The sequence below is a fragment of the Bacillus sp. ISL-18 genome (assembly GCF_018613415.1).
Classification (GTDB): domain Bacteria; phylum Bacillota; class Bacilli; order Bacillales; family Cytobacillaceae; genus Neobacillus.
Map to the genome: position 1 here is coordinate 17782 of NZ_JAGGQG010000001.1, position 13160 is coordinate 30941.

Sequence of the window (13160 nt, forward strand, 5' to 3'; positions counted from 1 at the left end):
ATGGTAGATTAATCCTAATTCTGATTGTTGCACCAGCCTCCAATTTTCAAGCCTAGAAAGGAAGATTTCAATGGATGTTATCATTGAAAGAGCATGTGGATTGGATGTCCATAAAGACAATATCACTGCTTGTATTATGACTTCACAAGGAAAGGAGATTCAAACATTTTCTACTAAAACGGTCTTTCTATTAAAGTTATTGGACTGGATTAAGGAGAATAATTGTACTCACGTAGCTATGGAAAGCACGAGTGTTTATTGGAAACCTATTGTTAACTTATTAGAGTCCGAAGGAATTGAGTTTTTAGTTGTAAATGCTCAACACATGAAGGTACTTCCAGGACGTAAAACGGATGTTAAAGATGCCGAATGGATTGCCCAACTTCTTCGTCACGGACTTCTGAAAGCAAGTTTTATTCCAGATCGGAATCAACGAGAACTGCGTGAACTTGTACGCTATCGCCGTAGTATTATAGAAGAACGAGCCAGACAACATAATCGAATTCAAAAGGTTTTAGAAGGAGCCAATATCAAACTTGGTTCTGTTGTTTCTCATATTATGGGAGTTTCATCGAAGAATATGCTTAGAGCGATTGCGAATGGTGAAGACGATCCTGAAAAACTAGCAAATTTCGCTCGTCGTACAATGAAAAAGAAAAAAGGCGAACTTGAATTGGCACTTCAAGGCTATGTTAACCCACATCAACGTTTAATGTTAAGAACAATTTTAACTCATATTGATTTTTTAACTGAGCAAATTGAAATGTTGGATCAAGAGATAGCTCAAAGAGTAAGCTCTTATCAGGAAGATATAGAACGACTTGATTCCATTCCTGGCATCGCCACAAGAATGGCTGAGCAAATCTTAGCTGAAATTGGTACGGACGTTGGAAACCAATTCCCGACTGCCGCACATCTATGTTCATGGGCAGCCTTGGTTCCTGGACACAATGAGAGCGCAGGTAAAAGGAAATCTAGCAGATCTAAAAAGGGAAATAAGTATTTAAGATCCGCATTAACAGAAGCAGCTCAATCAGCTAGAGGGTCAAAAAATTATCTCGGTGCGCTGTATAGACGTACAGCTGGACGAAAAGGAAAGAAAAAAGCAGCAATTGTAGTCGCCCATGCGATGTTACGGATCGCATATTACCTTTTAACCCGAAAAGAAATGTATGTTGACTTAGGCGAAGATTATTTTGATAAACAAAGACAGGTATTTATTGTACGCCACTCGGTTCGGAGACTAGAAAATTTAGGTTATTCTGTGACAATTACCGAAGCATCCTAATCCAATATTCATAGTCCATAAACACTAATCAGGCGCCACGCTATTTTTTAAAAAATGAGTGAGCTGCGTCTAGTTAAGTATTGCCATTTTTAGGATCTTACAGAAGTTTATTTTCATGGTAGTTGAATATCATTGTTTAAAATTTTTCTTTTTTAAAAAAGTTCCAGATAAAAGCAAAAATAATAAACACTGTGAGACAGATAATTAATTTAATTAATTGGTTAAATATCCACATATTCGATATTTCTATATCTTTCATTATGTCTACAGTAGCATATATTAAAAATATTGTTATAAATGATTTTTTATCCATAGATTTCCTTCTTTTTCTTATTATATAGACACCACTTATTATAGTAACGCCCTCGTTTGTTTAACAAAGAAGTAATCTGGATTATATTGATAAACCAGAACCCATGTAAAATATTCCCCAAATAATAAAAAATACATTTGTTATAATGTTAAAGAAAATATAAAACCAGAACGCTTTATCTATACTTCTTTCTTTTTTTGAAAAATTGATATAAACTTTCATAAATATCAACACTAACTCAATATCTAAAATAAGCAGTGAATTAAAAATTATTTCGATAGGTATGAAAATATTAACAATGTTAGCAAGTCCAAACGGAAAAGTTATTAAAAGCAGAAAGAAATTTAATACCATTTGTTGTCTCCCTGAGAAATTGATTTTAAACTCCTAATAGAGAAATCATAGCAGAAACTAACAAAAACTTATTCAGTTAAATACACCCAATTCTTGTTAAGCTAACCTGCCCGTTTGTTCAATAAGAAGTTCAATAAAAAGTGCGCTAATCCTAATTGGATCAACGCACCCGTTATATACGTTTAGCGTGACGCTATTGGCGGTTGGCACACGTCACATTTACGTTGGTTATTATTTTTAAATTTCGTAAATGTTTTTTCAAAGTTGCTACCACATGCACATTTAAACAGTAACTTTTGAGAAAAACCGTGATATTCCGTCGATAGCAACTTACTTTCCGAATTGTTCTCAACAAATTCTTTAATTTTACCAATCGTCCATCGTTTATTCATTCTCTTACACCCCCTATTTTATCGCTAGTCGGAGGCTTACTTGGCATCCGTTCAATTATGAGTAAAAGTCGTAATTATCCTAAGTTCCTCATTATAACATGAGCAGGTACACAATTAAACAAATGGAAGTATCTTATTAATACAGATAGGTAAGGCTTTGAAGTTATCGCCACCCTTTCCCCCTGTTCACACCGTAGGTGCGACTTTCACCGCATACGGCGTTCCAACTAATCCAATTCATTCAATTATATTACATCATATGGTAAAATATGGAGTTCCTTATTACTCCTTTATTTCACTATGCCTTCACGAAGCCATATTGGTCTTAATTCATTACATTTAAACCGTAATCTACGACCAAGGGTTAAGAAATCCTGCGAATTAGCGAGCATTTGTGAGAAAATCGTATTAAACTGAGGGAGTTTAAGTACAAAACTTCACAGTTTTAGCCACTTTCTACAATAGCACTTTAAAATTGTAATTAGGAGAATTCGTCATTATGTGATACACTGTGTTTACCATTTGATTTACTTGTTTACATGTGCCCTACTCATTCGTGAGTGGGGCTCCTTGTTTTTAAAAGAATAATAATAAAAAAGAGGGTGTCCCAAAAGTATAACTTTTAGGGGGCACCCCTTTTTTGTGCATAAAAAAATAAGAAAATCGTTCTTTTTGGTATAATTAAGTCACCACAACACAATTATCCAAGAAAGGAACGATTTTCTTATGTACAAACAGTATAACACGAACCAATTAACTCTTCCAATGGACATTCAAGTTTTGATACCCCAACAACATCTCGCTCGTTTAATCGACCTTGCGGTCGACAAAATTAATCCTACTATTTTCTCATCCATGTACCCGGGTGGAGGTCGGCCTCCCTACCATCCTCAAATGATGTTAAAAGTCATTCTTTATGCGTATTCCATTCGTATTTACTCTTCTAGACAAATCGCAAAGCAACTGAAGGAGAACATAATCTTTATGTGGCTTTCGGGTGAGCAAAACCAGATTTCCGTACCATTAACCGTTTCCGTTCTGAACGGATGAAAGAGGTTATTTATGAAACTTTCTTTTCTGTCGTTGACCTCCTTCATGAAGAAGGTTTAGTGAAATTATAGGATTATTTCCTGGACGGTACCAAGATTGAAGCGAATGCAAATAAGTATACCTTTGTGTGGCGTAAATCTACTGAAAAATATGATAAGAAACTCGATGAGAAGTTTCAACAGATTGTATTAGGCATCGAACAAGTCATGAAAGAAGACGAAGAAGCAGAACAGAATCTAGACTTGGAGGAAAAATTAGAAGAATCACCGATTACTTCCGAGAAAATCGCTGAAACCGTGAAAAAATTGGAGGAAAGACTGGAACGGGATCCTAAGAACAAGCCATTAAAGAAAGCGAAGCGTCAGTTAGAAAAGGATCTTCTGCCTCGTAAGCAAAAGTATGAGGAACAAAAGGCAACGTTAGGAGAACGCAACAGCTATTCCAAGACGGATACTGATTCAACCTTTATGAGAATGAAAGAGGACCATATGAAGAATGGCCAGCTTAAACCTGGCTATAATGTACAAATTGGAACGGAAAATCAATTCATCATTGGATTCAGCCTTCATCAGCGTGCGGGAGATCCTGGCTGCCTGATTCCCCATTTAGATCTATTGGAAAAGTATAACCGTCCAAAACCAAAGTCCGTTATAGCCGATTCCAGTTATGGAAGTGAAGAAAATTATACCCATTGTGAAAAAGCAGAAATTGAGGCATTGATCAAATATAACACGTTCGATAAAGAACAAACAAAGGTGTGGAGACAACAAATCGGACGGGTCGAAAATATGACCTACGATGAAGAGCTTGATGAGTGGATTTGTTCAAATGGCAAACGCCTTATTTTCCAATATTAAAGTCGAAAAAAATCAGATAATGGTTACGATTCCGTCAAACGAACGTATCGATGTACGGAGTGCTTTAACTGCCCATTCCAAACTTCCTATGCCAAAAATAAAGATACAAAGACCGTCCAGGTCTCTATTGAAAACCAAAAGCAAAGAAAGGAAGTACGGGAGCGTCTGTCGACTGAAGATGGCGAACAAAAATACCGGAAAAGAAAAATCGAAGTAGAGCCGGTGTTTGGACAAATTAAACACAATCAGGAGTTCAAGAGGTTTGCATTAAGAGGCCTATCCAAAAATACCACGGATTGGGGTCTTATTTGTGTTGCACATAATTTAATGAAGTGGCAAACCACTTCCAAAAAACAATTGAAAATAGCAAAAAAATAGAGGGGAAATTCCCGCACGCCATCCAAATTTTCAAATTATCCCAAAAAACGGAAGGGAAATAAAAAACTGACCCAAAAGAGTCGTTATTCAACGACCTTTTGGGTCAGCCTCTTTAGTTTATTCTTATTATGAAGCTTTACGCACGTTAGCTGCTTGAGCTCCACGTTGACCTTGCTCAACGTCAAAAGTAACTGCTTGACCTTCGTCTAAAGATTTGAAACCTTCGCCTTGGATCGCTGAGAAATGAACGAAAACGTCTTCTCCGCCTTCACGTTCGATGAATCCGAAACCTTTTTCTGCGTTAAACCATTTTACTTTACCTTGTTCCATTTTGTTTCCTCCTGCTGTGTGCTTTGCACACAATGTGTTACTATCCTTGCACTCAGTGATCATCAAGACGAATAGTTAATCTTATATTATCCTTTACACCGAACAAAAATAATTCTTCTAAATTTTAACACTTTTGAAAAGTATTTGCAAGAACATTATTTTTATTTTCTTTTAAAATCGTTAGCACTTTTTAGTCTGAGGTTTATTTTGAAAGCATTAAATATTTTTTATAACGCCGATTAATCCTTAAGCTATATTGTTCAAACATAGTTAAATCTAGAGGAAAAAAAAGGCTATTAATAGGACGATAGCTACTATAATCCTCCTTGCATTATTTTCACAATCCTTACTTTTTCTGTGAGGTCATGGAAGTTTTTTTTCGTTTACCATTTCCTGCTTTTCCCCCAAATCCCCTATTCCCTCTATAGTTTTTCCTTGATTTCTCTTGTACCCTTATTTTAGGCTTACTGGCATATCGCGGTGTCTCGGAAGTCAACTGAACAGGAACATCCCTCTGTTCCTTCGACAACAATTTCAAGGCAATTGAAACTAACGCGATCGAATCGAACTGATCGAGCAATTCACTGGCTGCATGTTTAAACTGTGAGTACTGCTCCTCTTCAACCAATTGAATCATCTTTTCTACTGTGTCTTTCTGTAAAGACTCCCTTGCCTCTGCTACCGTTGGTATTGACTTGCGCTGTATCTTTCCTTTCGAGGCTTGTTCAATACTGTGGATATGTCTGGTTTCCCTCGGTGTAGCAAATGTAATAGCTAACCCTGACTTACCTGCTCTCCCCGTTCTGCCGATTCGGTGAACATAACTTTCCGGGTCTTGAGGAATGTCAAAATTGTAGACGTGGGTAACCCCTGAAACATCAATTCCCCTCGCAGCCACATCGGTCGCAACTAAAATATCAATGCTCCCCTCACGAAATTTATTCATCACAACATCTCGCTGTCGTTGATTTAAATCTCCATGCAATCCGTCAGCAAGATACCCTCTTTTATTCAATGCATCACTTAATTCATCCACGCGTCTTTTTGTTCTCCCAAAAATCACCGCTAATTCTGGGTTATCCACGTCTAGCAGACGGCAAAGTACTTCAAATTTATCCCGTTCATTAACCTCATAATAAACTTGCTTTACATTTGGAGCGGTGACTTCCTTCGCTTTCATTTTTACTAACTCTGGATCGTTCATAAACCTTTCGGCAAGATTTTGAATCGGTTTAGGCATGGTTGCGGAGAACAGCAAGGTTTGTTTTTCTTCAGGGGTCTCTTTTAGGATTCGTTCGATATCCTCCAGAAAGCCCATATCTAACATTTCATCAGCTTCATCCAAAACCACCAATGAGATACGGTCTAATTTTAGCGTTTTACGTTTAATGTGGTCCAAAAGTCTTCCAGGTGTTCCCGTAATGATGTGAGGTCCCTTTTTTAATGCCTTAATTTGGCGATCTATCGACTGCCCTCCATAAATAGGGAGAGAGGTTATACCCATGTATTTAGCCAGTCGATTGATCTCTTCTGAAACCTGAATAGCTAATTCTCTTGTAGGTGCGATTGCAATCGCCTGAACGTATTTTTTACTCGTATCCACTTTCTCCAAGATCGGTATGGCGAAGGCAGCCGTCTTTCCGGTACCTGTTTGTGCTTGACCAATAATGTCCTTTCCCGACAAAGCTATGGGAATGGCTTTCTCTTGTATAGGAGATGCTTCTTCAAATCCCATATCCGTAATCGCTCTTTTTATGGGCTCACTAATGCCCATTTCCTGAAATGTTGTCATACTCAAAAACCCCTCCTAAGCGTTTACTATTTTTTATATTGTCTATACCCTTGATTGAATGCACATCTGTACTGATTTTTACAAGCTAATTAGGTAATTAAGGCATCCACCCATCGGGTGCAAGGGAAATACAGACAATAGGCATCACGGTGATATAAGTGTCGACTCATCCCACTGTAAGTGACTTGCCAAAAAAGAATATTGTTTTCAGGACATATGATACACTGAGTTTACCATTTGATTTATCGATTCAATTACCTCTTGAATTAGTCAGTAGGTTTTTTTGGTTTAAAATAAAAAACAGACCCTTAAATAAAAGTCTGTCCTTATTCGTTCTTCTTATAATTAAGCTTTATGAACGTTTGAAGCTTGGGGTCCGCGTTGACCTTGCTCTACGTCAAAAGTAACCTCTTGACCTTCTTCAAGTGATTTATAGCCTTCGCCTTGGATCGCTGAGAAATGAACGAATACATCGTCTCCACCTTCACGTTCGATGAATCCGAAACCTTTTTCGCTGTTAAACCATTTTACTTTACCTTTTTCCACTTTTAGTTGCCTCCTATTGTGTAAATTGCACACATTTGTTGATGGATTGTAACATGACCAAGATGTTTAAGGAATCTTGGTCTGGTCATATTATTACCTTGATGAATGAAAGTTTATTCAGTATATATGTTTAATACGAAACCATCCAAGAATATGATTAAAAATATGGACTTGTTTTACTGCTTTTAATCCCCTAAAAAAATGCTATAATAAAATAGGAGCTAATTAATACTTTGATGTAGAGTAGACCCTGCATCTAGTAATAAGGTTGGCTTTCTTTTACTTTATTCTGTATAAAAAAAATTTAAATAACCCAAGTTAAAAGTACCAAGAGCGCCAAAAGCTTGGAACTTTTTACTGTAAACTGCCATCCTGTCCCCATAAGATGGTAGTTCTATTCTTTTTATTCCCTAAAAAAATACCCTTTTTTCATGAGCGCGTCTTCATATTTCCTACAGCAGTTTTACTTCTTCGATGAATTCTTCCATCCATTTTGACTTGCACTTACCCCAAGGCAAACGATTGGTAAGAACCTGTTGATGATTTCCAAATGTTGACGTCGGCTTTTTTTCTAAACTTTGTGAAAGGTTGTACTTAATCTAACCTGCTACGTTATTTCAATAACATGCAGGGGTATGCGGTGAATCTTTCTCATTTAACAGGTTAATAATTCTTCTTTTGAAACAATACGCCATTCATGTGCTACAAATTTTTCTATATAGTCATTGATACTAATTTCCTCTAATTCAATTGCAAGTGGATGTGGAGATACATAGCTTTCATTTGTCTCATAATTTAGGGTAACTTTTACAACCTCAATCCATTATGAAATCTTGAATCAAAATCTGGGTGATCAATAATATCTCCTTTAACAGGAACAAAAAAAAGTTACTATTAATCTATTAATACGGGACCTTTTATAGTATCTTCATGTGGAGAGTGGGTGGTTCCTTTGTTCTTCTAGATGGCAACTTACTCGTTCGAGAAAAGTTTCTAGGGATAGAGTATTGGACAAATAGTCTCATGGGACAAGGGACCTGCTCCCTCGTCCCATTATTCGGGGAAAACATTGAAGTAAAAGGAAATGACAAAAGTATACTCAATTACAAAGCGGTGATTATGCTTGGTCCCCCCTATGATCAGAGTTCATATTTACAAAGGGGTAGGAGATCAATTAAATTTTAGAAACGTTTTCTGCTTGAGAGCCACGTTGTCCTTTTAGAATATCAAATTGTACGCGTTGCACATAAAACCATCATCAGTAATCTTTACTATTGTTATGTAAATAAAATAAAAAATGGTTTCCTGGTCTGGAAACCATTTTTGTAGTAGACGATATGGTGTTACCAATTCGTTTTTCTCTTTTACGTAAAGAAGATAAACAATTACTATTCACTGTCTCAGTAGATGTAAAAAATTCTTAAAGATAGAGGTGAGATTGATTATTTTTTCTTCTAGAAATAATGACTTAAATAATAAATTGTATACCTAAAACAATGAAAGCCCTACCTCTCTTTCATCCTTACGGCTCCTTGTCCGTACCAGTTTGAATCAGGATTGCAAAAATCAAGTGACTATTTTATCGAGTTATTTGATGAAACTTCAAACGTTCGTAAAAGAAATTTAAATAATAAAAATGGATTAGGTTGTAGAAACAAAAGAGGTTAATACTCTAAAGGTGAGTTGGAGAAGTTGAATGTCTTTGAAAAGATTTACTTTTAATAATATTCCCCAAAAATTCAGGATATTTTCGGGAGATGTAAAACATTATCATAAATTAACCTTAACAGAAACTTTTTATTTGATTTTCAGTAATCCCATTAATTAATCCCAGTTCACTAATCAAAAATTCATGTGCTGTATCTAACATTTTTTTTTCGCTTGTATTAAGTGCTTTTTCTTTTTTCATACGCATTAAATCACGTACAACTTCAGTACATTCTTGTATTTTACCTGTTTTTATTTTGTCCGTGTTCACTCTATACCTTTGTTTCCACGGTAGTAATCTATCTGATTCTCCATGATGAAAAATGTTTATGATCTGTTTTAATGCAATTATGTCAGTAACAGGGCGTATTCTTGAACTCAATATTTTACCCGTAGGAATCATGACTTGCATATTACCGATTAACATTTTTATGACATAATACTGTTGTTTTTCCCCTGAGATTTCCTTTTCTTCTATCGCTTTAATTATTCCTACTCCGTGCATTGGATAAACAATGTTATCGCCAATTTGAAACAAATAATCCACCTCCATATATTATAACCTTCTTAACCTTAACACATCTATTGTTTTTTATCAAATTTTTAATAATATCATAAATTTATTTTCAGTGTCAACTACTTTTACTTTAAAAATCAAAAAAAGAAAAAAATAGGAATCGTGTTGATTACCAATAAAGGGAAGGTTAATTTTCCCGCGTATATTCTGAAACCTCTACTAACCTTAATAGTATTATTCTATATAAAACCTACCTGCGCAAATAACACAAAAAGCGACTGCCTTGTTCATTGATAACGTTTACGTATCGGAAAACCCTGACTTTTATGATCGCATGACCACATATGCCTCTGATATTCGTAATGGTAGACCAATCTCAGGTTTCTTTAATGAGTTTACTGAAACAATTCGGGAGTATTCCCTAAAGCCAAATAAGGTGTATAAAAAATGCTTGGCAATATGCTAAGCATTTTTTCATGGTGGTCTAGGATTAATTATCCACCATTAATTTTACATTCATTTTAAAATAACGTCATGTGCAAAATTAAATTAATATTTAATTAATGAGCTTAGCACGAACCATCTCTAACAGCAGCCACCATAACCATGATGAAATGGATAGCCGCCATATCCATGATGGAATGGATATCCACCATAACCATGATGGAATGGATACCCACCATAACCATGATGGAATGGGTAACCACCATAACCCATGCCATAACCAGGATAACCTCCATAACTCATACCGCTTCCAAAGAATTGTCTTTCCATTTTATATCTCCTCCTCAAATTGTTTCAAAAATAGTGTATGTGTCCATTTTTAAAGAGGGATAGATATTTGCCTATTTGTAAGTGTTATTATTTTATTTTCGGTATAGTGACAACTCCTCATTGTACTAGTGTTAATAGGACAATGAGCATCAGTGTCCGATTTTACTGTCTTTTTGTTTAAACTAGCTGCCACAATAGCACAAAAAGAAAATGAGCGCCGCAGCAACTCATTGTTAAACTCTTGCACCCGTTAGTGTAATAGCAATAGGTAAGACTTTGATGTAATCTCCATCTTTTCCCCTGCTCCACACCCAACGTGCGATTTTCACCGCATTAGGCGTTCCATCTTACTCTTTTAGACTAAAGCAATTAAATTACAAACTTTACGAAATTGGTTTAGCTTCTTCAATTGTTTCCCATTTAGTTGAAGAATGTTCCTATATCGTTCAATCGTCGTTTCACTTGTAGCATGGATTAATCTATGTACATCTTCATGTACGATTACAAGATTGCTAAATTCATCGGTTCCGCCCATATGTCGGGGTAACTTATGGTGACATTGCAGCTTATCGGATGTCAAGAAATCCCCTGTTACTGCACATTTGCCTAGTTGCATAGAGTACCTTGAAATTCTGTTATCTGCAAATTCTATGTTGTCTTTACCGTAAGGTATTTGTAACATCTTGTTTATTTCTATGGCAATGTCAGCCCTAAGATTTTGATGAAGTTTAGATCTTCCTTCTATTGTATAATCACATATTTCTTGACTGAAGTTCATAGCATTGTTTGTTTGTGTATCTCCTAAGGGAAATAAATACACGCCAGCAATTTTATATGTTTTGAAATTATTTTTATGAAGTCTCTTGTATGTTTGCGATGGATTAATGGGTTTTCCATATTTCCCAATTGATTTTAGACGATTATACATGGTTTTCGTTAGATGATAGGCTATTTCTCCGAAATCAGTATTGATATGAGTTGCAATTTTAAAGTAATTTTTTATTCCGAGAATATAAGTGTTATAATCCAAAACAGTTTTTGGTATTGGCTTGTTTTGAATTTCCTGAATTAAATATCTAAGCTTTTCTAGTATGTTTTTCTTCTTTTTATCCGTAATGTGTGTATTGGCTACATATTTATTACGCTTGGTTACTGCTTTGATAGAAAAGCCTAGAAAATCGGAATTTCTCTTTCTTAGATTAGTAATCGTTGATTTCTCGGTAGATATATCAAGATTTAATTGTTCTTTTAGGTATCCTTTGGTGGCGTGGTATATTCTAATAGCTGTTTTATGAGAGTTTGTGAAAATCTTGAAGTCATCTGCATACCTAACGATATACATTTGTTTAAGATTCGTTTTCTTTAACGCTCTTGTCTTACTATTAGGTGCATAAGTATGTTTTAATTTTAAGCATTCCCATTGGTTAGCTATCCACCAATCTAAATCATTTAAAACAATGTTTGATAAAAGGGGAGATAGGATTCCCCCTTGCGGGGTTCCTTTATTTGGAACACCTATGCCTTTTATTGGTGCCTTTAGCATTTTCGATACAATAGTTAATACTCTTTTGTCCCGTATGCCTATACTGTACATTTGTTTGATTAATTTTGAATGATTTACATTGTCAAAGAAACCTTGTATATCGATGTCTACTACATGGTGCAACTTCACATTATTGACTAAAAACTGACATCTTGCCATTACATGATGGGTGGACCTGTTTGGTCTAAAACCGTATGAATGATGATAAAATTTTGCTTCACAAATTGGCTCTAATACTTGTTTGAACATCTGTTGAATTAATCTATCTCTCATAGTTGGGATACCTAACGGTCGTTTCTTTCCATTCGGTTTTGGTATTTCAACTCTTCGTACCGTTTGAGGTTTATAATTCTTTAATGCTTTTCGAATTACTTCAATAAATTCATCAACGTTTTCAATTTTATATTGATCAATCGTGATCCCATCTGTTCCAGCTGTTTTTGAACCTGTATTAGCTTTGATGTTTCGAAAGGCTAATAAGATATTGTCTTTCGATATGATATGTTCATATAGCCTTAAACCCTTTGTAGCATTGTTTTTACTTCGCTCGTAAAGGTCATCAAATGTGTGTTGCATACTGTAATATTCTGCATGTCGTAAAGCTGTACTCACCGATGGATTGTTTCTCCTTCCTTACGGAAAATCCCATCATCTTACACGACCCTGTGAGTTTTATTAAATTGATTTGCATTCAAAGAATAAGACTTGGGACCATCCCTCCACGCTCGTTACACGTCTCATTGGTACTATATCCCTGCTTTCGTAAGAATAAAGTCACTTCGATAATCATTTATCTTATAGATACCATCCCGATAGTAGTCGTTTTATAGTGGATGTTTCTTACTTACAACGTTCCGATTAATCTAGCTTTTACATACATCCGTAGGTGCTTACTTTAAGCCTGTCAATTCTATATCCTCAATTGTTAGATATTCCGAGGTTCCTATGTACTAATCGTACTTTTTGGTGCTTGACACTGCATTTACAGCATACGTCTTTCGAGCGTATTAATTTCTAGACCCGTACGTTCGCAAGTTCGTCAGTCCCCTTGGACATACTCACCTTAGATATTTTGTAGCATCCCGACCTATCATGAACCATATTCTGTTTAGAACTTAGGTTCATTTCAGCCGACTTCACCTAGCTTCATACATGTTCGAGCTACTACCCTTCCATGCATGTAGGAGTATCAGATAACTCGTTTTAGCTCAACATGACGGCTTTCATTCCGAGTTTCAATTAATCAGTTGTAATTGCCTTTCGGCAATCCTCCTATTTCGTGCTTTCCGCACTTATAAGGAAACGTTTCGCACAGTACA

8 protein-coding genes and 2 pseudogenes are annotated in these 13160 nt (G+C 35.8%); 3 read left to right on the forward strand and 7 right to left on the reverse strand.

Annotated features, from left to right (window positions below; translation table 11 throughout):
- The first annotated feature begins 70 nt into the window (after nt 1-70).
- Nucleotides 71-1288 (forward strand): IS110 family RNA-guided transposase, encoded by a 1218-nt coding sequence (locus tag J7E81_RS00085; RefSeq protein ID WP_215039888.1) that lies wholly within the window; start codon nt 71-73, stop codon nt 1286-1288.
- 849 nt (nt 1289-2137) lie between these two features.
- On the opposite strand, the gene J7E81_RS00090 is transcribed toward J7E81_RS00085, so the two are convergent.
- The gene (locus tag J7E81_RS00090) at nt 2138-2347 is read right to left on the reverse strand and encodes a hypothetical protein (RefSeq protein WP_215039890.1); all 210 of its coding nucleotides are present in this window, start codon (nt 2345-2347) and stop codon (nt 2138-2140) included.
- 726 nt (nt 2348-3073) lie between these two features.
- Between J7E81_RS00090 and J7E81_RS00095 the strand changes: the two are divergent.
- A pseudogene (locus J7E81_RS00095) lies at nt 3074-4632 on the forward strand (IS1182 family transposase).
- A 126-nt stretch (nt 4633-4758) separates the two neighbouring features.
- Here J7E81_RS00095 and J7E81_RS00100 read toward each other — a convergent pair.
- From J7E81_RS00100 to J7E81_RS00120, 4 genes are all read right to left on the reverse strand, one after another.
- Nucleotides 4759-4962, reverse strand: coding sequence for a cold-shock protein (locus tag J7E81_RS00100; RefSeq protein ID WP_160723167.1), 204 nt, complete (start codon nt 4960-4962; stop codon nt 4759-4761).
- 346 nt (nt 4963-5308) lie between these two features.
- On the reverse strand, nt 5309-6754 hold the full coding sequence (cshA, locus tag J7E81_RS00105; RefSeq protein WP_215039892.1) for a degradosome RNA helicase CshA: 1446 nt from the start codon (nt 6752-6754) through the stop codon (nt 5309-5311).
- A gap of 345 nt (nt 6755-7099) precedes the next feature.
- Nucleotides 7100-7300, reverse strand: a complete 201-nt coding sequence (locus tag J7E81_RS00110) for a cold-shock protein (protein ID WP_160723171.1) — start codon at nt 7298-7300, stop codon at nt 7100-7102.
- A gap of 1783 nt (nt 7301-9083) precedes the next feature.
- Nucleotides 9084-9545 (reverse strand): CarD family transcriptional regulator, encoded by a 462-nt coding sequence (locus tag J7E81_RS00120; RefSeq protein ID WP_215039902.1) that lies wholly within the window; start codon nt 9543-9545, stop codon nt 9084-9086.
- Nucleotides 9546-9795: 250 nt separating this feature from the next.
- Between J7E81_RS00120 and J7E81_RS00125 the strand changes: the two are divergent.
- Nucleotides 9796-9959, forward strand: a pseudogene (locus tag J7E81_RS00125) (YhcN/YlaJ family sporulation lipoprotein); the annotation flags it as partial.
- A gap of 150 nt (nt 9960-10109) precedes the next feature.
- Here the strand turns inward: J7E81_RS00125 and J7E81_RS00130 are convergent.
- Together J7E81_RS00130 and ltrA are read right to left on the reverse strand one after the other, a co-directional pair.
- Nucleotides 10110-10298 carry a hypothetical protein gene (locus J7E81_RS00130; RefSeq protein ID WP_215039894.1) on the reverse strand — a complete coding sequence of 63 codons (189 nt, stop codon included), beginning with the start codon at nt 10296-10298 and terminating at the stop codon, nt 10110-10112.
- A 355-nt stretch (nt 10299-10653) separates the two neighbouring features.
- Entirely contained in the window at nt 10654-12453 is a 1800-nt protein-coding gene (ltrA, locus tag J7E81_RS00135) for a group II intron reverse transcriptase/maturase (protein ID WP_215039896.1), read from the reverse strand.
- Between the last annotated feature and the right edge of the window lie 707 nt (nt 12454-13160).